25 protein-coding genes are annotated in these 21,972 nt (G+C 69.0%); 11 read left to right on the top strand and 14 right to left on the bottom strand.

Features of this window, described 5'->3' with window-relative positions:
- Window positions 1-107 precede the first annotated feature (107 nt).
- From IM25_RS13515 to IM25_RS13500, 4 genes are all read left to right on the top strand, one after another.
- The gene (locus tag IM25_RS13515) at window positions 108-2,150 is read left to right on the top strand and encodes an elongation factor G-like protein EF-G2 (RefSeq protein WP_065996114.1); all 2,043 of its coding nucleotides are present in this window, start codon (window positions 108-110) and stop codon (window positions 2,148-2,150) included.
- A 38-nt stretch (window positions 2,151-2,188) separates the two neighbouring features.
- Window positions 2,189-2,962: a PIG-L deacetylase family protein gene (locus IM25_RS13510; RefSeq protein ID WP_033098053.1), complete on the top strand. Its 774-nt coding sequence runs from the start codon at window positions 2,189-2,191 to the stop codon at window positions 2,960-2,962.
- A 23-nt stretch (window positions 2,963-2,985) separates the two neighbouring features.
- Window positions 2,986-3,447, top strand: a complete 462-nt coding sequence (locus IM25_RS13505; RefSeq protein WP_033098014.1) for an SRPBCC family protein — start codon at window positions 2,986-2,988, stop codon at window positions 3,445-3,447.
- A 129-nt stretch (window positions 3,448-3,576) separates the two neighbouring features.
- Window positions 3,577-3,771 (top strand): hypothetical protein, encoded by a 195-nt coding sequence (locus IM25_RS13500; protein WP_006552878.1) that lies wholly within the window; start codon window positions 3,577-3,579, stop codon window positions 3,769-3,771.
- A 7-nt stretch (window positions 3,772-3,778) separates the two neighbouring features.
- Here the strand turns inward: IM25_RS13500 and IM25_RS13495 are convergent, their stop codons facing one another.
- Together IM25_RS13495 and IM25_RS13490 are read right to left on the bottom strand one after the other, a co-directional pair.
- Window positions 3,779-4,909 carry an iron-containing alcohol dehydrogenase gene (locus IM25_RS13495; protein WP_033098054.1) on the bottom strand — a complete coding sequence of 377 codons (1,131 nt, stop codon included), beginning with the start codon at window positions 4,907-4,909 and terminating at the stop codon, window positions 3,779-3,781.
- A gap of 116 nt (window positions 4,910-5,025) precedes the next feature.
- Window positions 5,026-6,006, bottom strand: coding sequence for an ADP-ribosylglycohydrolase family protein (locus IM25_RS13490; protein ID WP_033098015.1), 981 nt, complete (start codon window positions 6,004-6,006; stop codon window positions 5,026-5,028).
- A 61-nt stretch (window positions 6,007-6,067) separates the two neighbouring features.
- Here IM25_RS13490 and IM25_RS13485 point away from each other — a divergent pair, with 61 nt between their 5' ends.
- Complete coding sequence (locus IM25_RS13485) at window positions 6,068-6,733, top strand: NUDIX hydrolase (RefSeq protein WP_024103645.1); 666 nt, start codon at window positions 6,068-6,070, stop codon at window positions 6,731-6,733.
- Between the two features lie 30 nt (window positions 6,734-6,763).
- Here IM25_RS13485 and IM25_RS13480 read toward each other — a convergent pair whose 3' ends face one another.
- Together IM25_RS13480 and IM25_RS13475 are read right to left on the bottom strand one after the other, a co-directional pair.
- The gene (locus IM25_RS13480) at window positions 6,764-7,672 is read right to left on the bottom strand and encodes a pseudouridine-5'-phosphate glycosidase (protein WP_033098016.1); all 909 of its coding nucleotides are present in this window, start codon (window positions 7,670-7,672) and stop codon (window positions 6,764-6,766) included.
- Between the two features lie 20 nt (window positions 7,673-7,692).
- Window positions 7,693-8,253, bottom strand: coding sequence for a TIGR03086 family metal-binding protein (locus IM25_RS13475; RefSeq protein WP_033098055.1), 561 nt, complete (start codon window positions 8,251-8,253; stop codon window positions 7,693-7,695).
- 36 nt (window positions 8,254-8,289) lie between these two features.
- Between IM25_RS13475 and IM25_RS13470 the strand changes: the two genes are divergently transcribed.
- Together IM25_RS13470 and IM25_RS13465 are read left to right on the top strand one after the other, a co-directional pair.
- Window positions 8,290-9,162: a helix-turn-helix domain-containing protein gene (locus IM25_RS13470; protein WP_006552873.1), complete on the top strand. Its 873-nt coding sequence runs from the start codon at window positions 8,290-8,292 to the stop codon at window positions 9,160-9,162.
- A gap of 155 nt (window positions 9,163-9,317) precedes the next feature.
- Window positions 9,318-9,593, top strand: a complete 276-nt coding sequence (locus IM25_RS13465) for a hypothetical protein (protein WP_006552872.1) — start codon at window positions 9,318-9,320, stop codon at window positions 9,591-9,593.
- A gap of 102 nt (window positions 9,594-9,695) precedes the next feature.
- Here the strand turns inward: IM25_RS13465 and IM25_RS13460 are convergent, their stop codons facing one another.
- The gene (locus IM25_RS13460; protein WP_033098017.1) at window positions 9,696-10,475 is read right to left on the bottom strand and encodes a maleylpyruvate isomerase family mycothiol-dependent enzyme; all 780 of its coding nucleotides are present in this window, start codon (window positions 10,473-10,475) and stop codon (window positions 9,696-9,698) included.
- Window positions 10,476-10,532: 57 nt separating this feature from the next.
- Here IM25_RS13460 and IM25_RS13455 point away from each other — a divergent pair, with 57 nt between their 5' ends.
- A complete protein-coding gene (locus tag IM25_RS13455; RefSeq protein ID WP_371746955.1) occupies window positions 10,533-10,970 on the top strand; it encodes a PPOX class F420-dependent oxidoreductase in 438 nt (145 codons plus the stop codon).
- 78 nt (window positions 10,971-11,048) lie between these two features.
- Here the strand turns inward: IM25_RS13455 and IM25_RS13450 are convergent, their stop codons facing one another.
- A complete protein-coding gene (locus IM25_RS13450; RefSeq protein WP_033098056.1) occupies window positions 11,049-12,011 on the bottom strand; it encodes an Acg family FMN-binding oxidoreductase in 963 nt (320 codons plus the stop codon).
- A gap of 104 nt (window positions 12,012-12,115) precedes the next feature.
- On the opposite strand from IM25_RS13450, the gene IM25_RS13445 reads away from it, so the two are divergent.
- The gene (locus IM25_RS13445) at window positions 12,116-12,313 is read left to right on the top strand and encodes a DUF4177 domain-containing protein (RefSeq protein WP_065996113.1); all 198 of its coding nucleotides are present in this window, start codon (window positions 12,116-12,118) and stop codon (window positions 12,311-12,313) included.
- A 90-nt stretch (window positions 12,314-12,403) separates the two neighbouring features.
- Window positions 12,404-14,008, top strand: a complete 1,605-nt coding sequence (locus IM25_RS13440) for an MFS transporter (RefSeq protein WP_033098019.1) — start codon at window positions 12,404-12,406, stop codon at window positions 14,006-14,008.
- A 64-nt stretch (window positions 14,009-14,072) separates the two neighbouring features.
- Here the strand turns inward: IM25_RS13440 and IM25_RS13435 are convergent, their stop codons facing one another.
- The gene (locus IM25_RS13435; RefSeq protein WP_065996112.1) at window positions 14,073-14,555 is read right to left on the bottom strand and encodes a flavin reductase family protein; all 483 of its coding nucleotides are present in this window, start codon (window positions 14,553-14,555) and stop codon (window positions 14,073-14,075) included.
- On the bottom strand, window positions 14,552-14,818 hold the full coding sequence (locus tag IM25_RS13430; protein ID WP_019288904.1) for a hypothetical protein: 267 nt from the start codon (window positions 14,816-14,818) through the stop codon (window positions 14,552-14,554). Before IM25_RS13430 ends, IM25_RS13435 begins: the two co-directional genes overlap by 4 nt.
- Window positions 14,819-14,954: 136 nt before the next feature.
- On the opposite strand from IM25_RS13430, the gene IM25_RS13425 reads away from it, so the two are divergent.
- Window positions 14,955-15,614, top strand: a complete 660-nt coding sequence (locus IM25_RS13425) for a DedA family protein (RefSeq protein ID WP_033098021.1) — start codon at window positions 14,955-14,957, stop codon at window positions 15,612-15,614.
- A 4-nt stretch (window positions 15,615-15,618) separates the two neighbouring features.
- On the opposite strand, the gene IM25_RS13420 is transcribed toward IM25_RS13425, so the two are convergent.
- The 6 genes from IM25_RS13420 to IM25_RS13395 form a co-directional block, all read right to left on the bottom strand.
- Window positions 15,619-16,404, bottom strand: a complete 786-nt coding sequence (locus tag IM25_RS13420) for an energy-coupling factor transporter transmembrane component T family protein (protein ID WP_019288902.1) — start codon at window positions 16,402-16,404, stop codon at window positions 15,619-15,621.
- Entirely contained in the window at window positions 16,401-18,398 is a 1,998-nt protein-coding gene (locus tag IM25_RS13415) for an ABC transporter ATP-binding protein (protein WP_198162490.1), read from the bottom strand. The genes IM25_RS13420 and IM25_RS13415 overlap by 4 nt, the downstream gene beginning before the upstream one ends.
- A 29-nt stretch (window positions 18,399-18,427) precedes the next feature.
- The gene (locus IM25_RS13410) at window positions 18,428-19,486 is read right to left on the bottom strand and encodes a DNA polymerase IV (RefSeq protein WP_033098023.1); all 1,059 of its coding nucleotides are present in this window, start codon (window positions 19,484-19,486) and stop codon (window positions 18,428-18,430) included.
- Between the two features lie 130 nt (window positions 19,487-19,616).
- Window positions 19,617-20,837 carry a bifunctional 3,4-dihydroxy-2-butanone-4-phosphate synthase/GTP cyclohydrolase II gene (locus IM25_RS13405; RefSeq protein WP_065996110.1) on the bottom strand — a complete coding sequence of 407 codons (1,221 nt, stop codon included), beginning with the start codon at window positions 20,835-20,837 and terminating at the stop codon, window positions 19,617-19,619.
- Window positions 20,834-21,331 carry a flavin reductase family protein gene (locus IM25_RS13400; protein ID WP_033098025.1) on the bottom strand — a complete coding sequence of 166 codons (498 nt, stop codon included), beginning with the start codon at window positions 21,329-21,331 and terminating at the stop codon, window positions 20,834-20,836. The genes IM25_RS13405 and IM25_RS13400 overlap by 4 nt, the downstream gene beginning before the upstream one ends.
- Entirely contained in the window at window positions 21,328-21,831 is a 504-nt protein-coding gene (locus IM25_RS13395; RefSeq protein WP_016692083.1) for an NADPH-dependent FMN reductase, read from the bottom strand. Before IM25_RS13395 ends, IM25_RS13400 begins: the two co-directional genes overlap by 4 nt.
- Window positions 21,832-21,972: the final 141 nt, after the last annotated feature.

The raw sequence follows: 21,972 nt of genomic DNA, 5'->3' as shown, positions 1-21,972 counted from the left end.
TCGGTCACCGGTGGCGTTGCGAGCCCCGAGCGCGTGTTGCGAACCTCCCCGGAGGCACCATCGGAATGCCTTAGACTGTGCTGCAGGTCACACGAGGGAGTAGCTCGATGCCCGATCGCTCCGCAGCACGCAGCCGGCAGGCACCGACCGCCGACAGTCCCGACCGGATCCGCAACGTTGCCCTGGTGGGGTGCAGCGGCTCCGGGAAAACCACCCTCACCGAATCCCTCGCCGTCGCAGCGGGCGCCGTCGGGCGCGCCGGGCGCGTGGCAGAGGGCACCACGGTGTCCGACTACGAGGGGATCGAGCAGCGCCACCGCAGGTCGGTGCAGCTGTCCGTCGTCCCCCTCGAATGGAACGACATCAAGATCAACCTGATCGACACGCCGGGACACCCCGACTTCGACGCCGAGGTCCGCGCAGCCCTGCACGCGGCCGACGCGGCGATCTTCGTCGTCTCCGCCACCGATCCCATCAGCGCAGCGACCCGCGCGCTCTGGCGCGAATGCGACGACGAGGCGATCCCCCGCGCGATCGTGGTGAACAAACTCGATGTCGCCCGGCACAGCTTCGACGACATGCTCACCGACAGTCACGTCGCCTTCGGATTGGGACCGGACACCCTGAGGGCCATGTTCTATCCCGTCTACGACGGCGACCGCCCGATCGGGTCGATGGGTCTGCTGACGGGCCGCAGCTACGGCGAACCCGGTCCGTGCCCGGTGTCCACCGAAGCGCGCGAGAGCCTCGTGGAGGCCATCTCCGGCCAGGACGACACGCTCATGGAGCGGTTCATCGCCGGCGAGCAACTCGACACGGCCTCCCTGCAGGAAGGACTCACCCGCGAGATCCTGGCGTGCACCCTGCACCCGGCCGTTCCCGCCGACGAGACGGGAATCGGTGCCGTCGAACTGCTCGAATTGATCACCACCGGATTCCCCGCACCGACGCAGCGCGGTCGTGGTGCACCGCCGTGCGATCCGGACGGTCCGCTCGCCGCGCAGGTCGTGCGCGTGGCCGGCGACTCCTATGTCGGGCGGATCAGCCTGGTGCGCGTGTACTCCGGCACGCTGCGACCCGACACGATCGTCGCGCTGGCCGACGGCGACCGCGACAGCCGCGAACGCATTCCCGCCCTGACGAGCCCGTTCGGCAAGCAACAGCGCCCGGTCGGTGAAGCCGTGGCGGGAGACATCGCCTCCGTCGGGAAGCTCGCGACGGCACAACCCGGTGACGTCCTGTACGCCCCCGACCATCCGGTCCCGCTCGACCGGTGGCCCACCCCGACTCCCCTGCTGCCCGTCGCGATCGAGGCACACACCCGCACCGACGACGACAAGCTGTCCCAGGCCCTGTCGCGCCTCGCCTCCGAGGATCCCGCGCTGCGCGTCGAGCAGAATCCCGAGACCCATCAGCTCGTGCTGTGGTGCACGGGTGAAGCGCACGCCGAACTGGTCCTCGAACGGTTGCGCACCCGGCACGGTGTCCAGGTCGACACGGTCGAGCATCGGGTGCCGCTCGAGGAGACCTTCGCCGGCCCCGCGAAAGGCCACGGCAGGCTCGTCAAACAATCCGGCGGGCACGGTCAGTACGCGGTCGTCGACGTCGAGGTCGAACCACTGCCGGTGGGCAGCGGGGTGGTGTTCGCCGAGAAGGTGGTGGGCGGTGCGGTTCCGCGCCAGTTCATCCCGTCCGTGGAGAAGGGCGTGTACGCGCAGGCCGAGAAGGGCGTGACGACGGGATATCCGCTCGTCGACGTGCAGGTCACCCTGGTCGACGGCAAGGCCCACTCGGTGGATTCGTCCGACGCGGCCTTCCAGGCCGCCGCCGGGCTGGCCCTGCGGGATGCGGCCTCACACAGCACCGTTCGCGTACTCGAACCGGTCGCCGCCGTGCGGGTGATCGTGCCGGAGGAGCATCTCGGCGCGGTCCTCGGCGATCTGTCGGCCCGGCGCGGACGGGTGCTCGGCACCGAATCCCCCGAGCCGGGTGTCGCCCTGTTGCGCGCGGAGGTTCCCGAGCTCGAACTCGGCCGCTATCCGGTGGAACTGCGGGCCATCACGCAGGGCACCGCCGATTTCGCCCGCCAGTATCTGCGGCACGAACCGATGCCCGAGAATCTCGCGGCCCGATACGGCGAGTCGGACTGACCGCTGCACCGCACGAGCAGCGTGTCAGCATGAACGCCATGAGCGTTCTGCTGTGCTTTCACGCACACCCCGACGACGAGGTGTTCCTCACCGGTGGCGTGATGCGCCGAGCCGCCGACGCCGGGCATCGCGTCGTCCTCGTCGTCGCCACCGACGGTGCCCGCGGCGAATATCCCGACGGGCTGCTCGCGCCCGGCGAATCCCTCGCCGCCCGCCGCACGAAGGAACTCGAGGAATCGGCCCGGGCGCTGGGTGCGGCGCGGGTAGTGCCCTTCGGATACGGCGATTCGGGGATGGCCGGCACCGCCGGCAACCACGACCCGAATGCCTTCACCAACGCCGATCCGAGCAAGGTGGGAGCCAGGCTGGCCGCCGTGATCGAGCAGGAACGCGCCGATGTCGTCACGATCTACGACGCGCACGGCGGCTACGGTCATCCCGATCACGTCCAGGTCCACCGTGCCGGTGTCCATGCCGAACGGATCAGCGGACACGACGCCGTCTACGAGGCATCCACGAATCGGGACCACCTGATGCGGCTGCTCTCGGCGCTGCCGGACACCCCCGACGACGTGCGCCCACCCGACCTCGAGACGTTCGGCCTACCGGAATCGGAACTGACCACCGCGGTGGACGTGTCGGAGGCGCTGGGTGCCAAACGTGCGGCGATGGTCGGCTACGAGTCGCAGATCGGCGACTTCGGGCCGATGCTGAACATGCCCGAGGAACACCTGCGGGCCGCCTTCGGTGTCGAATGGTTCCGGCGCCGCGGTGTTCCGCCCGGGCTGCAGGAGACCGAGCTCCCGCTCTGACCCGAACGATCACGAGGAGAGAAGTGGAACAACGCATCGAGGTCTCGCGCAACATCGCCGCACCGCCATCCGCGGTGTGGCGGGTGCTCACCGCGCTGGACGAGGCGCTCACCACCCTGCGTGGGGTGAAGGCCGTGGAACGACTGGACGGCACCGGCTACGAGGTGGGCACACGGTGGCGGGAGACCCGCGTGATGCTCGGGCAGTCGGCGACCGAGGAGATGCAGGTCGCCGAGGTGGATCCGGAGCGGCGCACCGTCGTCGTCGCCGAATCCCGCGGCGCCCGCTACCGGACCGTCTTCGACCTGACCCCCTCGGCGGACGGCACGGATCTGTCCGTGGAGTTCTCCGGCGAGAGCGGACCCCTCGGCGCCTTCGCTCAGCTTGCGATGACCGTGTTCGCGCCGCTCGCGAAACGCGCGACCCGCAAGGCCCTCGAACAGGACCTCGCCGACATCGCCGCCGCAGCCGAGCGGGCGGGATGAGCTAGGCGGCGGGAACGGTCTCAGCGAGCTTGCCGGTGGTGATCGGTGTGAGCAGAACCGTTGCCCGTTTGACCGTTCCGGCGCTCGGGTACCGCTCCCCTGCACCCTACGAACGAAGGACGGACGTCGATGGACAACGCCCCCAAGCACGGTTCGGGCCGCCCAGAGGACAACGACGACCTCACCGGGCAGAAGATCAAGCATCTCGTCGACAAGCTCGAGCAGAAGGTCGAGAAGGAACGCGAGGAGGAGGGTGCGCCCGGCAACGTCGCGGACCGGGTGAGGACGGAGAAGGTCGAGCCCGACGATCAGGCTCCCGAATGAGCCGGCCTCAGGCGTAGATCCGCCCGTAGAGATCGCGGATCTCCTCGGCCGTCGGGATCCTCGGGTTGTTGTTCGGGGATCCCGACGCCAGCGCCTGCTCGGCCATGACCGGGACCCTCTCGTCCCAGGTCTGCTTGTCGATGCCGTACGACTTCGGTGTCGGCACCTCCACGTCGCGGCACAGTTCCTTCAGCGCGACGACCAGGTCTGCGGCGGCGGTCGCATCCGAGGCGTCCGCCGAGGCCGCGCCGAGCGCGCGGGCGCAGTCGGCATAGCGGGACTCGGCGGCATCCACCGAGAACTCGGTGACCGCCGGGAACAGCATCGCGTTCGACAGTCCGTGCGCAACATGGAAGTGCGCCCCGATCGGACGGCTCATGCCGTGCACGAGCGCGACGCTGGAGTTGGAGAACGCGATGCCCGCCTGCGTGGCGGCCAGCATCATCCGCTCGCGCGCCTCGGCGTCCTGCCCGTCCGCGTAGACGCGCCGCAGTACCTGTCCGATGGTGTCGATCGCGACGAGCGCGAGGCTGTCGGAGAACGGGTTCGCCTTCCTGCTGACATAGGCCTCGATGGCATGGGTGAGTGCATCCACGCCGGTGTCCGCCGTCAGGCGCGGGGGCATCGTCATGGTGAGCCGATAGTCGACGATCGCAGCGACCGGCAGGAAGGCCTGGCCCGTGCACAGCATCTTCTCGTCGGACTCGCTGTCGCTGATGATCGTGAACTGGGTTGCCTCCGAGCCGCTTCCCGCCGTGGTCGGCACGGCGATCACCGGTAGCGCCGGGCCGATGTTGTCGCGCGGCACCTTGTAGTCGCGCATGTGACCGCCCTTCCGGGCGAGCAGGCCGAGGGCCTTGGCCGTGTCCATCGGGCTTCCCCCACCGAACCCGATCACGCAGTCGGCGTCGTGCTCGGCGACCGCTGCGGCACCCGCGTCGAGCGAGGCGGTGGTGGGGTCGGGCACGGTCTCGGCGAAGACGGCCGGCCGCAGTCCGGCGGCCTCGAGCTGCGCGACCATCCGATCCACCGCACCGGTGCCGACCAGGAATTTGTCGGTCACCACCAGGGGCCGGGCGAGTCCGAGTCCGGCGACTACCTCACCGATCTCCTCGACGGCGCCCCCGCCGACGCGCATGATGCGTGGAAGTGCGATGGAAGCCACGTGCGATCCCTCCTCGAGTATCCGTCGGACGGGTCGTGTCTACCGCATCACAACCGCGAGTGGAGACATCCGGCGGATCTCGGGGAGTCTCAGCTCTGGACGACCCGTAGTACATCCCCGCCTGCCCCGGAGCCCTTCCGCGCGGTGAGCAGCCCGAGGCGCTCGAGGTCGTCCGCGCGGTAACCGGGCCATCCGTGCAGCATGCGACGCCACCGTTCCGGCACTGCGGACGCACCCCACCGGGCGCCGAGCAGTCCGCCCGCGATGGCCGCGACCGTGTCGGTGTCGTTGCCTGCGCGGACGGCCAGTTCGAGCGCCTCCGGCAGGTGTCCGGGGCCGTCGGTGCGGGCGTGCGTGATCGCCCACCACGCCGCCTGCAGGGCGTGGACGACCCAGCCGTTGTTGTCGAACACGCGCGGACTCGGCGCGGTCTCCGCCTCGTCCAGCAGCGCCGTCCACCGCTGTGCGGCGGGCTTGGACAGGCAGGACAGGGCGACCCGCACCCCGTCGAAGGTGCCGTGGAGGACGGCGTGACGGATCGCGAACGACCACAGTCGGCATGCCTCGGATGCCTGCTCGTCCGCGTGGGTGAGGCTGCTGATCGCATGCGCCGTGGACAGGCACCGCTCGGCGTCGTCGAGGTAGGCGAGCCCGACGGGTGCGGTGCGCATGAGCGATCCGTTGCCACCGGTGCGTCCGGGGAGGCTGCGGGCGCGCGCCGTCATGGTGACGGCGGTGGGGCCCGCCTCGCGCAGGACGGCACGCGTCTGGTTGCCGATGTCCTTGGGGTTCGTGGCGTACCAGCGGAGGAACTGCGCCGCGACCGCGTCGAGTCCGGCGCCCTCACCGATGTCGACGCCGGTCGCCGAGACCTCGGCGATCGCGAGGGCCATGGAGGTGTCATCGGTCCACTCACCGGGCGCGAACGGCCCGAGTCCGCCGCCGATCATGTCGATGGGCGTGGTGTCCGTCGGATACGTGAATTCGTATCCGGCCCCGAGTGCGTCGCCTGCTGCGGTGGCGAGCAGGACTCCGGCTGCCCGGTCGTTCTGTGCTGCGGTTGTTTCCATGAACCCCTCTATTCGATCAAGTCTGCGCTAAAGTTAGCGCATCAATGATTGAATGTCCATCATGGGCACACCGACCGACTCGACCGGCAGGTCGCTCACCGACTACCCGCGCCCCTCGGTGGCCGTGGACGTCGCCGTCCTCACCATCGACGAAGTACTGAAGGTACTGGTCGTCGAACGTCCCGACGGCACCTTCGCCCTGCCGGGCACCTTCCTGCACCCCGGTGAGCGACTCGCCGAGGCCGCCGAACGCGCCCTGCGCGACAAGGCCGGACTCACGGGTGTCGACTTCCACCAGCTGGCCATGCTCGACGATCCCGAGCGCGACGACCGCGGGTGGGTGCTGTCGATGGCCCACGGCGCCGCGGTGCCGGTCGCCGAGATCCCCGCCGAGGCGTATCTCGTGCCGACCACCGAGACCTCCGACCTCGCCTTCGACCATGCCGAGATCGTCGACCTGGCCGTCGCCGACCTGCGACGCCGGTACTCCGCCGAGGTCGACCCCGGCAACTTCCTCGGCGAGCAGTTCACCGTGCTCGACCTGCGACTGCTGTACGAGACCGTCTATGCCCGCAGCTATCCCAAGGACACCTTCCGCCGGCACCTGCTGCACGGCCTCGAACCCACCGGCGAACTGCACAGGGAGGGCACGGGCCGGCCCGCCGAGATCTACCGCCGGCGCGGCACTCCCCTGCCGTCGTCCACCGCCGCCTTCCTCCTGCAGTGAGAAATCAGGCCGTCGGCCTGCAACGAAGAATCAGGACGCCAGCGCGTGCGCGATCTCCGCGGCGACCGCGACGTTCCCGCGATAGACCGCGACATTCGTCTCGAGCGAGTGCCCCTCGGTGGCCCGGTGCATGTGTTCGAGCAGGAACGGGGTGATCGCCTTGCCGCGTGTCCCGGCCTCGGCTGCGGCGTGTTCGGCCTCGGCGAGCACGCGATCGTGCAGTTCCGGATCGATCTGAGCCTCGGCCGCCACCGGATTCCCGACGAGCACCGCCGCCCGCAGACCCAGCCCGTCCCGCGCCCGCGCCACCGCCGCGGCCTGCTCCGCCGACTCCACCTCGTCGACATCGCAGCCGCTGTCGCGCACATAGAAGCCGGGAAAACGCGTGGTCCGATAGCCGACCACGACCACCCCGAGCGTCTCGAGCCGTTCGAGTGTGGCAGGGATGTCGAGGACGGATTTGACGCCGCCGCTCACCACAAGGATCGGAAGTGTCGCCAGCGCAACGAGATCCGCGCTCTCGTCGAAGGTCGACGAAGCCCCCCGATGCACGCCGCCCAGGCCGCCGGTGGCGAATACGTCGATCCCGGCGCGATGCGCGAGCAGCGCCGTCGCCGACACCGTGGTCCCCCCGTGCAATCCCTTCGCCGCCGCGACCGGCAGGTCGCGGATACCGAGCTTGACGACCGGGACGTCCTCGGCACCGAGCATGCGGATCTGCTGTTCCGACAGACCGACCGTCGGCGTGCCGTCGACAACCCCGATGGTCGCGGGCAGCACCCCGGAATCGCGCAGACGTTTCTCGGCCTCGAGGGCGACCTCGACGTTGCGTGGCCGGGTGAGGCCGTGTGTGAAGATCGTCGATTCGAGCGCCACGACCGGCCGTCCGGCCGCGATCGCTTCGCGCACGTAGTCCGCGACGCGGATCGTTTCGCTCATACGACCGACGATAACGCGGCCTAACCGATCGACGCGGCCGTGCGACGTCCCATCTTCGCGAGGATCCGGGCCGTGCGGTCTGCGTCCTCGGGAACCGGCACCGCCGGAGCACAGACACCGTCCATGTAGAGCGCGTCGCCGAAACTGTCGGCGCCGGCCTCCATCCGGTCGAGTTCGGCGTCCGAGAAGGTCACATCGACCCCCGCGCTGCGTGCGATGTCCCAGCGATGCACGAGCATGTCCCAGAGGTAGAACTGTTCGAAGGTCGCACCCACCGTGGTCGGCCCGAAGTATCCGTCGTATGTCGTCGAGACGAACGAGTCGTCCGCGAGGATCTCGGCGATCCGTGCCGTGTGCGTCCTCCACGCCTCGACAGGACGGTCGGTCTCGGGCCGCTCCCCCATCTCGACGCCGCGTCCGGCGAAGAAGTCCCGCTGCGTGTCGATGACGTGGGCCAGGACGTCGCGCGCCGTCCACCCCTCACACGGCGACTGCGCATCCCAGTCGGTGCCGCGGAGCGACGAGATCACGTCGGTGAGCGGCTTGTCGGCCTCTGCGTGTCGCAGTGCTGTTGTATTCATGACTCGATACTGACGACCGGCGAGCGTGAGGTATTGATGAAACCCGACGGCGGCGACCCCCTCGGCGGTCACGACGACACCGACCGTGTCGGCGGTCGCGACGACATCGAACGTGCCCACCTGAAGGATCCGCACGACGCCTCGCACACCATCCACCGTTATCCCGCCGCTTCCGACCTCACGGATCTGATGCAGCGGTACTGGATTCCCGTGTGGTCGGTGCCGGCCGGGCGGGAGGCACCCCAGCGGGTGCTGCGCTATCCGGTCTGCCAACTGGTGGTTGCGCACGATTACGCGCGCTTCTACGGTGTCGAACACGGACTGTCCACGGTCACCCTCACCGGCGAGGGCTGGGCGGTCGGGTCCATGCTCAGCCCGGCGGCCGGGGCACTGATCACGGGCACCTCGCTCGCGGCGTTCACCGACCGGGCCGTCGACCTCACCGATGTCCTCGGCGATGCCGGCGCGCGTCTGATCACGCGGGTTCGGGAGGCGATGGCACACGGCCCGGACTCTCGCGAGTCGCACCGCGCCGCGACGGAGGCGTTCGACGACGTGCTGCGCGCCCATCTGCCGATCGATGAGGAGGGGCGACTGGTCAACCGGGTGGTGGCGTTCGTCGAGGAGAACTCCGACGTCCTGCGGGTCGAGCAGGTGCGCGCGGAGTTCGGTCTCGGCGAGCGCGCGCTGCAACGCCTCGTCCAGCGACGGATCGGGCTGACCCCGAAGTGGCTGATCCAGCGGCGGCGACTGCAGGAGGCCGCCGGTCGCCTGCGCGAGAAACCCGGTTCGTTGTCGGAGGTCGCCGCGGTCCTCGGTTACGCCGACCAGCCGCATTTCGTACGTGATTTCGCGAGGGTCATGGGCATGACGCCGGGCGCGTTCGCGGCTCGCTACGGCGGTGGATGATCGCCCTTGTCCGACAGGTCCGTCGGATTCGGGCGGGTGTACCACATAGTGGAAGGTCCTAAACCTGCGACGCTTCTCGATCAGGTGAATGTAACGAAGCGCACAGTGAAGACGACCTACCTGTCGAAGCACGAGAAGGAACGAAGGGGTTCACCGTGGGACACGACCGCCTACTTTTCATCGGACGTCCGGATGCGGACGAGGTCGCACACTGGAGCACTCTGCGCGAGCTCGCTCCTCAGCGAGGATGGAAGCCCACCCGGACGTTCGAGCCCGGCGAAGTCGCCTGGGCCGTCGCCGCCGGTAGCGCCTTCGAGCAGTCCGGACCGATCGCCGAGGTGATCCATTCGCTGCAGGAAGCTCATATTCCCTGCACCAGCGCACTCGACGCGATCCGCCACGCGTACTCGGCCTCGCGCCTGTCGGTCTAGTTCATAGGTGGGGGCCGCGTCTCGCCGTCGCGGTGCGACTACTCGGGCCCGTCGCGGTGCGACCACTCGGGCCCGTCGCGGTGCGGCCACCCGCTGTGCGTTCTATCCGAAGGGACTGACGTCGAGCCAGGACGCCAGGAACCCGGAGTCGCCGAAGACCTCCACGTCGGCTGCGCCCACAGCGCGCCGACGATAGAGCACCAACAGCAGTTCCGTCAGCGGGCCGCGTACCGCCACGGCACTCTTCTCGTGGGCATGCCGCCACGCGAAGTCCTCGCCGGACAGGTCCACGACCCATTCCGCCGACGTGTCCGTCGCGTGGAAATGCAGCGTCCGGTCGGGTCCGTGCAACGCGCGGTGCCGTTCGACATCGAGTCGTGGCCAGGTGACGACCGCCAGGTCGAGCCATTCGTCCACGCAGTCCACCGCAAGATCGTGGGCCGGCTCGAAGTCCGCTCCCAGTGCGAGTGCAGCGTCGGCGCGATGCACCACGGTCTCGTGGGCGAAGCGTCGGGCGAAGAACTCCGGGGTCTTCTTGCCACCCGGGATCGGTGTCCACACCCGCATGTTCGGACCGACCTCCCGCAACGCGGCCCCGAATTCGCGCGCTCCTTCCCGTAACCACGGAATCAGCTCGTCCGGATCCTCGTCGACGTAGTCCGACAACTCCCGCATCGCGCGGTCGGTGCGCGGCATCGACCCTTCACCGCGGACCGCCTCGCTCGCCCAGCGGTGGCCGTAGCCGATGTGTCGGGCGAGCTGACCGAGGTTCCATCCCGGGCACGACGGCACCGGTGTGGTCATGTCCTGCCCGGCCAGTGAGTCCACCAGCAGTTCCGTCTGTTCGACGATCTCTCCGCAGTAACGCGCGTAGTCCAGCATGCCTACCCTTCGTACTCGGCCCGATCCCCGCCCCGATTCTGCACGGTCGGCCGTAGGCTGGGCGCCATGCCGGCCGACGAGAGCGCACTCGAAGCCCTGTTCCCTCCCACCGGTGTCGCTGTGCTCGCGACGATCAAGCGCGACGGGCGACCCCAGTTGTCGAACGTCACCTACCGGTACGAGCCCGCGACCCGCACGTTCTCCGTCTCCATCACCGACGACCGGGCAAAGACCCGGAACGTGCGCCGCGACCCGCGTGTGAGCCTGTTCGTCGACTCCGACGACAAGTGGTCCTACGCCGTCGCGGAGGGCGAGGCCGAGCTGACGCCGGTGGCCGCGGACCCCCACGACGACACCGTCGAGCAGCTCGTCGAGTTGTATCGAGCGGTGCAGGGCGAGCATCCGGACTGGGACGACTTCCGGGCCGCGATGGTCGCCGATCGCAGGTTGCTGCTGCGTGTACGGGTCTCCCGCTTCTACGGCGCCGCCCGCTGATCCGGGCTTTTGTTGTCCTCGAACGATTCTGGTGGTTTCGACGTCGCTGAGCTCGGTCGGGAACACCGAAGTTCGGGATCAGGATTGCTTGCGGAACAGAATCGCGGAAGTCGGACGGCGCGGCGTCGCCGCATCCGGACCCGGTCCCGCGCGTACACCGACCCGGATCATCACTTGCGGCACGCCCTCGATGCGGGCCGTTTCCCGCAGGAACGCACGTGAGGATTCGGATTCCGTCAGGTGCGTGACGGAGCAGGTGGCCAGTCCACGGGCGGTGCACGCGAGGAGCACGGCCGATAGGGCTTCACCGCTCCGCAGCCAGTCGAGCCGCGTGTCCGTCGTGGTCGACAGGAGAAGTATCGCGGCTCGGTCCTCCGTCTCTGCCGACTCGCCGGTCGCGTTGCCGGGAGGGAACTCCCGCTCCGTCGCTACCGTGCGCCGTCCCGGTGGGAGTGCGTCCGGAGGTATTCCGTCCGGGTACATCCCGTGCCCGGCCCACCAGGAAAGTTCCGTCTGGTAGGCCGCATCGGAGCGACGCTCACCGCCGATGCGACGGGACAACTCTTCCAGTGCAGGTCGCTCGTGTTCGGCGATGGCACTCAGGCGGACACCCGCGGGTTCGGCGAACATCTGCAGAGCGCTCTCGGTCCGAGCCCACTCCTGCGGAGCCCCCATCGGTAACCGCTCGGTACGTCGGCGGCCGATCGCCTCTGCCATCCGGAGGTCGGTGTCGGTCACCGCGTCAACTCGGCGGAAGCGCAGCGTCGCGAGACAACGACGATTCGTCGCGTCCGGCATCCGTTCGACCACCGTGGCCCAGCGCCGGGCGGTGAGCGCCACCCGCAGATGGTGCAGCACTGCTCCACAGGACAACACCATCTGACGACCGGACGGATCGGTGGCCGGAAGGATGCGATCACTGTCGCTGAACAGCGCAAGCTCGTCCGCATCCAGAGTCCACCGCCACGGCTGGCTGTTGTGAAGCGACGGCGCGCGACCCGCGAGCGCAACTGCCGACTCGAGAGTCCGACGGTCCGGCATCGTCTCCACTGCTGCCTCCGGGTTTCGAAAACGTCACCTTCCAGTGTCACGTACAGCCGTCGGATTTCGACGAGATTCTCGCGGGACGACCGTAAGCTGAACGGGTGTACTCGTACAAGGTGATCGAGATCCGCGAGGGCATGCTCGGCGGGAAGATGTCCGGCGGCAAGCTCGAGAAGATCCTCAACGATCATGCCCGAGATGGGTGGCGCCTGAAGGCGATCCCCTCCGCCGACATCAAGGGACGGATCGGTCCCGGTGGCGTCGAGGGAATGCTCGTGACGTTCGAACGCGAAGAATAGAAGTCATGTCGCAGCGGATGCCGGTGCCCACCGGTAGCGGCAGTAGCTCCTGTCGGCCGTTGCCGGCGACCTGAGCCGAAGGACGGACAGGTGTCGTCGCAGCCGGAGGTCCGCTCGGGTTCGACACTGGTACTCGCAGTGCTGGCGTCGGGCCAGTTCCTGATGACGCTCGACAGCTCGGTGATGAACGTGTCGATGGCGACCGTCGCGCAGGACGTCGGCACCACGATCACCGGCATCCAGACCGCGATCACCCTCTACACCCTGGTGATGGCATCCCTGATGATCACCGGCGGGAAGGCCGGCACGATCCTCGGTCGACGTCGCGCGTTCGGTATCGGACTGGTCATCTACGGCATCGGCTCGTTCACCACCGGACTCGCCCCGAACCTCGCGGTCCTACTGGTGGGCTGGTCGTTGCTCGAAGGCATCGGCGCGGCCCTGATCATGCCGGCGATCGTCTCGCTCGTCGCGGCCAACTTCGCTCCCGAGCGACGTTCCGCAGCGTACGGTCTGGTGGCGGCGGCCGGTGCGTCGGCCGTGGCTGTGGGGCCGTTGCTGGGCGGGGCCGTCACGACGTTCGCGTCGTGGCGCTACGTCTTCTTCGGTGAGGTCGTCCTGGTAGTGCTGATCCTGCTGGTGCTGCGCCGCATCGAGGACGTTCCCCCTCACCGCGTCCACCTCGACCTCGTGGGATCCGCACTGTCTGTGCTCGGTCTGGGATCCGTCGTCTACGGCGTCCTGCGCTCGAGCGAGTGGGGCTGGGTACGGGCCGAGCCGGGCGCACCCGCCGTACTGGGCCTGTCCCCGGTCATCTGGCTTCTCGTCGCGGGCTCGCTGGTGCTCTATGCATTCGTGCGATGGCAGAACGCTCTCATGAGCAAGGGCCGCGACCCACTGGTCGATCCGGGGCTGTTTGCCAACCGACAGCTCGTCGGTGGTCTGACGATGTTCTTCGCACAGTTCGCGGTGCAGGCCGGAGTCTTCTTCTCCGTCCCTCTCTTCCTGTCGGTCGTACTCGAACTCAGCGCAGTCGAGACAGGTGTCCGAATCCTGCCGTTGTCGATCGCGCTGGTGCTGGCCGCAACGGTGATCCCGAAAGTGCGACCCCACGCCGATCCCCGACGTGTGGTGCGTATGGGCCTGGGTTCGATGATCCTGGGGATCCTGATCCTCGTTGCCGGTATGGACCCGGGTGCCGATGCGGCCGTGGTGTCGATACCGATGTTGTTGATGGGTCTCGGCTTGGGGGCGCTGGCTTCCCAGCTCGGCGCGGTCACGGTCTCGTCGGTACCGGATTCCCAGAGCGCCGAGGTCGGCGGTTTGCAGAACACCGCAACGAATCTCGGGGCGTCGCTGGGCACCGCACTGATCGGATCGATCCTGATCGCCACCCTCACCACATCGGTCGTTGCCGGAATCGAGGACAACTCCGACATCCCGCCGTCGGTGCAGCAGCAGGCGACGACCGAGCTGGCCTCCGGTGTGCCGTTCCTGTCCACGACCCAGTTGCGGACCGGGCTCGACGAGGCGGGTGTCGACCCGTCCACAACGGAAGCACTCGTCGCGGTCAACGCCGACGCTCGACTCGAAGGGCTACGCGCCGCGTTCGCCGTAACAGCACTGCTCGCGATCGCAGCGCTGTTCGGAACCGGACGGCTGCCGCGACGACCGGTCGGAACACCACCGCCCTAGAAGACTTCGGTGGTTCCGGCCCCGCTGAGCGGGGCCGGAACCACCGAAATCGTTCGTCTGTGGGTCAGGACGCGAGCAGGCGGCGGAACGAGCTGCGGTGGAACACGATGGGCTCTACGTCGGCGTCGGTGAGCAGTTCGTTGATGCGCAGCACGACGATCGCGTGATCGCCGGCCAGGACCTCCTGCTCCACGGTCACGTCCATGCGCACGCTCGTGCCGGAGACGAACAGGGCACCGCCCTCGCGACTCTCGATGTCGATACCGGCGAAGCGATCGCCGTTCTTCGCGGCGAGCACCCGCGCGGCGCCGTCGTGCTCCTCGCTGAGCACGCTGATGCCCAGGTGCGGGAGCGACGACAGTCGCGGCCACGTGGTCGAGGTGTTCTGCACGCAGAACGAGACGAGCGGCGGGGCGAGGGACACCGGCACGAAGGTGCTCGCCGCCATCCCGATCCGCTCCCCGTCCACCTCCGCGCAGATCGCGACGACGCCCGAGGGGACGTGCGCGAATGCCTGGCGCAGAGACGGTCCGTCGAGAGTGGTCATGAGGCGGCCTCGTTTCGAAGTGCGGCGGACAGCACCGACGACCAGCGTTCGGCGTAGTCCGCAATACGGATCTCGGTTGTGTAGGTCGAATCGTGAAGATACAGGCCGGGGGCTGGGCATAGCGCCCCAGTTCTACCACCGAGTGTGATCACATCCACAACGTGATCGGGCTCTCGTCCGGTGAGGGCCGTGGCGAGGCGGGCTCCGGCGTCGAGGGTGCGGGACGCGAGCTTCGGGTTGCCCGCGACGACAACGATCGTCACTGGAGATCACCTTCCGGATCGGCCCTCGGGGTGGAGAGCGACATTCGCCGCCATCCTTCTCGCCGATCGAGCAGACCGGAACTGTTTCGATCCGTACGAGCGGAAACCTCGACGACCCCTCGGTAGGGTCGGGTGGATGAGTGTCGCGGATTCACAGTCAGCCCCCACGGACGGTCTCGCAGGATGGGCGCTCGAGTTGATGGATCGCCTCGGCGGTGTCGGCGCCGGCATCGCGATCGCTCTCGAGAACTTCTTTCCGCCGCTTCCCAGCGAGGTCATCCTGCCGCTCGCCGGGTTCGCCGCGAGCCTGGGCAGTTTCACCCTGTTCGGTGCGCTGTTCTGGACGACCCTCGGTTCCGTGGTCGGCGCTCTCGGTCTCTATTCGATCGGCCGTTGGGTGGGTGAGGACAGGATTCGCGCGGTCATGCGGAAGCTTCCACTCGTCGATGTCGAGGACCTCGACCGTTCGACCGCCTGGTTCCAGCGGCACGGACGCAAGGCCGTCTTCTTCGGCCGGATGGTGCCCGTCTTCCGGAGCCTCATCTCCATCCCCGCCGGTGTCACACGGATGCCGATCTGGCAGTTCCTCGCGTTCACCACCGCGGGCAGCCTCATCTGGAACTCGATCTTCGTGCTGGCCGGTTATCAGCTCGGCGAGAACTGGAGCGCCGTCGAACCGTACGCCTCGGCGCTGCAGTACGTCGTGATCGCCGTCGTCGTGGCGGTGATCGGCTACGGGATCGTCCGGCGCATCCGCTCGCGTTCGAAGGACACCGCTTCGCACAACCGCAACTGACGGGTCAACCCCACACGGTGATCGCCGTGCACGCGCCTGCCACGACCAGCACCGTCAGGACGTCCCCGAGCCGCAGTCGCAGCGGCCGGCGGGTCGCCGATCGAGGACCCCGGCGGGTCGCCGATCGTGGTCCCCGTACCGCCAGCGCGTCGCCGAGATCGCGGACCTGGCGCATGGATACCGACACCACCGCGCCGACGGAGTCGGCCACCTCCTGCCACCATCCCGCCGGAGTGCGGATGCCGGGCCGGCCGCGGACCTTGCGCGCGGCGAACAGCACCCGCATCTCGGCGCGAACGGTCGGCAGCATCCGCAGCGCCAGCGCGCACACCGTCACCCATTCGTCGACGGGTAGCCGTAACAGTCGCAGCGGGGCGAACAACACGGGCAGGGCGTCGACGAGGTCGGACAGTCGCGTCGTCCACCCGACCAGCGACGCAAGGACCAGCAAACCCACGCCGAGCAGCATCGTCCGGACGTAGGCGGTGAGCCCGCCACCCGCTGCGTTGAGGACCAGGCCGACGGCGAGGACCGCGAACACCCACCACGGAATCGTCGGGACCACCCCGCGCGGGATCCGTGCGACGAGCACACCCACGACCAGCACGCTGAGCAGGATGCCGAGTCCGGTCCAGCTCGGAGCGAAGCTCGCCGCCACCGACAGCGCCGCTGCCGACAGGACCTTCGTGCCGGCCCACACCCGGTGCAGGGGTGTCTCCCGAGGCACGGGCCGCAGCAGGATGATCGGGCGCCGCTGGCGTGTGCGCGTGCGTGTGCGTGTGCGACTCATGCGATCACCGCTCCCGTCTGCTCCACGATGCGTCCGTCCTCGAGTACCACGGTGCGTGAACACACCTCTTCCATTCCGTGCAGGTCGTGGGAGATGACGACGACGGTGACGTGCTCGACCGCGCGTAGATGGGCGAGGATCGACACGACCTCGCGGCGGCCCTGCAGGTCCAGTCCGGCCAGCGGTTCGTCGAGCACGAGCACCCGCGGGGTGCGGGCGAGTTGGGCGGCGATCGCGCCCCGCCGCATCTCGCCTCCGCTGAGCCGGTCGATCGGCCGGTCGATCAGTTCGGGACGCAGACCCACCCGGTGCAGGACGGCGGCGACGTAGCCGCGGTCGGTGTGCGGAAGCCCGGCCACCTCGGAGATCTCCTGGGCCACGGTCGGTCGTTGCAATTGCAGCCGTGCCTGCTGGAAGACCATGCCCACTTCTCCGTGCAGATCGGCCGTCGGGGTGTCGTGCAGCACGGCCGTTCCGCGCGTGGGGCGCATCAGTCCGGCGACGATCCACGCGAGCGTGGACTTGCCCGAACCGTTCTCCCCGACGACCAGTACCCCTTCACCGCGGCAGATCGTCAGCGACACGTCGCGCAGCGCGGTGTGTGCCCAAGGTGTGCCGGCCGCGTAGATGTGCGTGACGTCGCGCAGTTCGAGGATCGGCTGCGGGAAGGACGGGACGGTAGCAGGCACCGGCGCCGGGGGTGGCGGCGCCGCGACCCGCGGGACGATCCGGCCGTCGGCGATGTGCACGATCCGGTCGGCGGCGCGGGCCTCGTCGTCGAGGTGGGTGACGAGCACGACCGCGATGCCCTCCCGCGCGGCGTCGGCGAGCAGGCGGATCAGGTCCGCGCGGCTGTCGGCGTCGACCATCGCGGTGATCTCGTCGGCGATGAGCAGTGCGGGTCGCCGGGCGAGTGCGCCCGCCAGTGCCAGTCGCTGCAGTTGCCCGCCGGACAGATCTTCCGTGGCGCGGTCCGCCATCCCGGCCAGGCCGACGCGGGCGAGCAGATCGTCGACGTCGACGTCGTCGATCCCCCACCGCAGGTCCTCGGCGACCGTGCGACCGAGCACCTGGCTCTCGGGATGTTGCAGGATCATCGCGGTGCCACCGGGGCGTCCCGGCCCGACGGGTCCGGGCCGGTCGACCAGGCCGACGGTCGGCTCGAGTCCCGCGAGCAGCCGCACGAGTGTCGACTTGCCCGAGCCGTTGCCGCCGACGATCGCGACGAACTCCCCCGGGTCGATCGTGAGGTCGATGTCCGACAGGGCGTCGCGGTCGGTTCCCGGATACCGGTAGCCGGCCAGACGCAGTGCGACGGGCAGCGGAGCCGGGTCGGCCGTGGGGTCCTGCTCGGGCCAGTCGACCGATCGGGTCGCCCACGTACTGCGCAGGGCGACCACCCGGAAGATCCCGAAGCACAGCAGTGCGGTGCCCACGGTCCCGATGAGCACTGCGCCACCGATCCACACCCACCACAGCCGCACCATGATCTCGAGGGTCCGGTCCCAGGTGTCGACGAACTGCTCACCCGCACCTGCGGCTTCGAACGCACGGAGCGTGCCGCGCATCGAGGCTTCCAGTGCCTCGAGCAGCAGGATCCGGGTCCGGTCGAACAACAGCAGCAGACCGCACGCGACCGCCGCGAGCAGCAGCCCGGCCGGGACGGATCCAGCCAGCACCGCGAGCACCGCCGCGTGACCCCACCGACGGTGCGCGAACCCGACGAGGGTTCCGATACCGGACAGGACGACGACCGCGGCGACGGCGAACGGCCCACCGGCCACGAGCGCAACGACCCCGGCGGCGACCGTCGCAGCGACGATCGCGCGCAGGCGGCCGGTGGCGGCGAGTAAGGCGACGGGGAGCGCGACGAGCACCTGAGCGACTCCGACGGGTATCAGTCCCGCGACGACCGACAGCACAGCCGTCAACGTCCCGAAGACCGCCGCTGCGGCGGCCTCCGGTGGTCGTAGAGGTCCCCGTGTCCTGGTCACCGATCGCACCGGGCCCAGTCTGCCAGCCGCTATTGCGACCGCACGTTCTCCGGTGGCGTCATCTCCACCCGCACTCCGACGAGCCGGACCTCCCGCTCGTGATCGAACCGGTCGAGCAGTCCGACGGCGGCCTCCGTGACGGTCGCGAGATCCGTGGTGGGCGATGGAAGAGCGACGCTCGCGGTGTGGGTGACGAACGGCGCGTAGCGGATCTTCAGCGCGACCCGCACTCCCTCACGCCTCTCACCTCGGACGTCGTCGACGGCCCGCGCCGCGAGGTCGCGCACGCACTCGGTGATCGCGTTCCAGTCGCCGACATTGTGTTGGAAGGTCGTCTCCCGACTGCGCGACCGCGCCACCCACGGTTCCGCCGACACCTCCGTCGAACCCGCACCGGCGCCGAGGCCGACGAGCCACGGGCCGATCTTGGGTCCGAACCGCGCCGCCATCTCGTCGACCGGGGCACTCGCCAGCTCGCGGACCGTGCGGATGCCCATGTCGTCGAGTTTCTTCACCGTGCGCGAACCGATGCCCCACAACGAATCGGGTGAGCGCTCCCCCATCACCGCGAACCAGTTGTCGCGCGTCAACCGGAAGATCCCGCGGGGCTTGCCGAAACCCGTCGCGATCTTCGCGCGCAGGACGTTGTCGCCGATCCCGACGGAACAGTGCAGCCCGGTCGCGTCGAGCACGGCGGCCTGCACCTCGCGCGCGAACGCTTCCGGATCGGAGGTTTGCACGCCCATGAACGCCTCGTCCCATCCGAGCACGTCGACGACCGTGCCGAAGCCGCGGAGGGTGTCCATCACGACCTGCGATACCTCGTTGTAGGTATCGGCGTCGACAGGGAGGAAGACCGCGTCGGGTATCTTGCGCGCAGCGACCCGCAGCGGCATCCCCGACCCCACCCCGTGCGCCCGCGCCTCGTAGGACGCAGTGGAGACCACGCCGCGCTCGGTGGGATCGCCGCGACCGCCGACCACCACCGGACGGCCCGCCAACTCCGGATTGCGCAGCACCTCGACCGCAGCGATGAACTGATCGAGGTCGACGTGGAGGACCCACTGGTCGATGCCGGGCGTGCCCATGCCGACAACCGTAGGACGCGCGGTAAGTGTGCGTTCGAGAATTCCGACAGTGTCCGGGTTCGCTCGCCGAAACGAGGTTTGCCCCTGCTGCAGCAGGGGCGAACCTCGGTTCGTGCAGCGAGGATCCGATTCAGTTCTGCGCCGCGGGCAGCATGTGCCCCATCCGTCGCCGCTTCGTTTCGAGATACCGCACGTTCGCCGGTGCGACGCCGACGTGCAGCGGTTCCCGCCCTGCGACGACGATGCCGTTGTCCTCGAGTCCGGCGATCTTGGCGGGGGTGTTGGTGAGCAGTCGCACCGAGCCGATGCCGAGATCGTGGAGTATCGCCGCGGCGCCGCCGTATTCGCGTCCGTCGGCCGGTTCGTCGAGTTCGAGGTTGGCTGCGACCGTGTCGAAGCCGCCGTCCTGCAGTCGGTAGGCCGCGAGCTTCTTGAGCAGGCCGATCCCCCGGCCTTCGTGTCCGCGCAGATAGACGAGGACGCCGCCTTCCTGAGCGATCCGTTCCAGCGCGGTATCCAGCTGGGGGCCGCACTCGCAGCGCTGCGACGCGAACGACTCGCCCGTCAGACACTCCGAATGCACCCGGACCAGCGGGGCGTCACCCAACGGTCCGGCGATGAGCGCCATGTGATCGGCGCCGGTGTGGCGGTCGAGATAGCCGACGGCACGGAAGGTTCCGAAGCGGGTCGGCATCGATGCCTCGTCGGCCCTCACGACCCGTCCGGACGGCACCACCGGTGACGGAAACGGATGCGCCGCGCGGTAGCGGATCAACTCCTCGATCGTGAGCACGGGCAGGTCGTACTGCGCTCCCAGCGCTTCGATCTCCGGCATGCGCATCATCGATCCGTCGTCGGAGACGAGCTCGGCGATCACACCGACCTGCGGCAGACCCGCGAGTGCACACAGGTCGACGGCGGCTTCGGTGTGACCGGGACGCTCGAGCACTCCACCGGGGCGGGCCCGCAACGGCAGAATGTGGCCGGGGCGGATCAGATCGCGCGAGGTGGCCGTCGGATCGGCGAGCACACGCAGGGTCGTAGCACGATCCGCGGCACTGATGCCGGTGGTGACGCCTCGCGCGGCGTCGACCGTGACGGTGTAGGCGGTCTGCTTCGGATCCTGGTTGTCGGCGACCATTGCCGGCAGGTCCAGGGCGTCGGCGCGGGCACCGGTCATCGGGGCGCACAGCAGACCCGAGGTGTGTCGGACGGTCCACGCGATCCATTCCGGGGTCGCGTGCTGCGCGGAGAGGATGACGTCGCCCTCGTTCTCCCGGTCCGCGGCGTCCGAGACGAGGACCGGCTTGCCCGCCCGCAACGCCTCGAGCGCCGCCTCGATGCGGCTCACGACGCCACCAGACGCCGGAACGAGCTGCGGTGGAAGACGATCGGTTCCGTCGCGTGATCGGCTTCGTCGCAGAACAGTTCGTGCACGCGCAGCACGACGATCGCGTGATCGCCGGCCGGCACCTGCTGTTCGATCGACACGTCCATCCGCACACCGCAGCCGTCGATGAACAACGCTCCGCTGTCACGGGTCTCGGTCTCGATGCCCCCGAACCGGTCGCCGTTCTTAGCTGCGAGCACCCGGGCCGCGATGTCGTGTTCGGACGACAGGACGCTGATGCCCAGGCGCGGCTGCGCTTCGAGCTTCGGCCAGGTGGTCGAACTGTTCTGCACGCAGAACGCCACCAGCGGCGGGTCGAGGGAGACGGGAACGAACGTGCTTGCGGCCATGCCGATCCGCCCACTGCCGGTGTCGGCGCAGATCGCGACGACACCCGAGGGGACGTGGGCGAACGCGCGGCGCAGGGTGGCGCCGTCGAGGGCGAGGGTGGTCATCGTGCCTCCGTCCGGATGGTGGATCGCAGCACCGGCGCCCAGCGCTCGGCGTACTCGGCGATCCGGGTGTCGGTGGTGTAGGTGGAATCGATCAGGTACAGCCCCGCGGCGGGGCAGGTGGCGCCGAGTTCGACGAGCACGGGCTTGAGCAGCAGGTCGGGCGCCATCGCATGGGCCGGGCCGGCGCCGAGCATGAGCGGCACCGCCGTGACGTCGCGCAGACCGTCGCCGGTCGCGAACTGGTCGAGGAACAACTTCAGGATGCCGGTGTAGGTGGCCTTGAAGGTCGGGCTGGCGAAGACCACGAGGTCGGAGGAGGCGACGGTCTCGACCGCCTCCTTCACCGCGTCGTCGCCCCAGCCGAGCAGGCCCGGACCGAGAGTGACGACGTCGACCACGTGATCGGGGGCCTCCCCGGTGAGCGCGGTGGCCAGCACGGTGGCGGCGTCGAGCGTACGGGAGCCGGGCTTCGGGTTACCGGCAACGACAGTGACCTTCATGTGGATCTCCTTTCGGGCGAGGCTTTCCGCCCGTCACCGGATATTCGACCCGACAGGCATGTCGGGAACGATGCCGAAATATGGCGTGCACATTGCGCCGTCGGGAGGCGGATCTGGCTGCGTGGCACCAGGGCGGATCCG

This window comes from Rhodococcus sp. p52, assembly GCF_000763325.2.
Classification (GTDB): Bacteria; Actinomycetota; Actinomycetes; order Mycobacteriales; family Mycobacteriaceae; genus Rhodococcus; species Rhodococcus pyridinivorans.
This window is presented reverse-complemented; position numbering and strand designations above follow the sequence as displayed.

Coding starts and splice junctions, on each gene's coding strand:
- IM25_RS13435 (WP_065996112.1), bottom strand. CDS start 14,555: ATGACCACTCTCGACGGACCGTCTCTGCGCCAGGCATTCGCGCACGTC.
- IM25_RS13485 (WP_024103645.1), top strand. CDS start 6,068: ATGGGCACACCGACCGACTCGACCGGCAGGTCGCTCACCGACTACCCG.
- IM25_RS13470 (WP_006552873.1), top strand. CDS start 8,290: ATGAAACCCGACGGCGGCGACCCCCTCGGCGGTCACGACGACACCGAC.
- IM25_RS13420 (WP_019288902.1), bottom strand. CDS start 16,404: ATGAGTCGCACACGCACACGCACGCGCACACGCCAGCGGCGCCCGATC.
- IM25_RS13450 (WP_033098056.1), bottom strand. CDS start 12,011: ATGCCGGACCGTCGGACTCTCGAGTCGGCAGTTGCGCTCGCGGGTCGC.
- IM25_RS13460 (WP_033098017.1), bottom strand. CDS start 10,475: ATGCTGGACTACGCGCGTTACTGCGGAGAGATCGTCGAACAGACGGAA.
- IM25_RS13510 (WP_033098053.1), top strand. CDS start 2,189: ATGAGCGTTCTGCTGTGCTTTCACGCACACCCCGACGACGAGGTGTTC.
- IM25_RS13515 (WP_065996114.1), top strand. CDS start 108: ATGCCCGATCGCTCCGCAGCACGCAGCCGGCAGGCACCGACCGCCGAC.
- IM25_RS13475 (WP_033098055.1), bottom strand. CDS start 8,253: ATGAATACAACAGCACTGCGACACGCAGAGGCCGACAAGCCGCTCACC.
- IM25_RS13500 (WP_006552878.1), top strand. CDS start 3,577: ATGGACAACGCCCCCAAGCACGGTTCGGGCCGCCCAGAGGACAACGAC.
- IM25_RS13425 (WP_033098021.1), top strand. CDS start 14,955: ATGAGTGTCGCGGATTCACAGTCAGCCCCCACGGACGGTCTCGCAGGA.
- IM25_RS13480 (WP_033098016.1), bottom strand. CDS start 7,672: ATGAGCGAAACGATCCGCGTCGCGGACTACGTGCGCGAAGCGATCGCG.
- IM25_RS13400 (WP_033098025.1), bottom strand. CDS start 21,331: ATGACCACCCTCGCCCTCGACGGCGCCACCCTGCGCCGCGCGTTCGCC.
- IM25_RS13490 (WP_033098015.1), bottom strand. CDS start 6,006: ATGGAAACAACCGCAGCACAGAACGACCGGGCAGCCGGAGTCCTGCTC.
- IM25_RS13495 (WP_033098054.1), bottom strand. CDS start 4,909: ATGCGCGTCGGCGGGGGCGCCGTCGAGGAGATCGGTGAGGTAGTCGCC.
- IM25_RS13395 (WP_016692083.1), bottom strand. CDS start 21,831: ATGAAGGTCACTGTCGTTGCCGGTAACCCGAAGCCCGGCTCCCGTACG.
- IM25_RS13410 (WP_033098023.1), bottom strand. CDS start 19,486: ATGGGCACGCCCGGCATCGACCAGTGGGTCCTCCACGTCGACCTCGAT.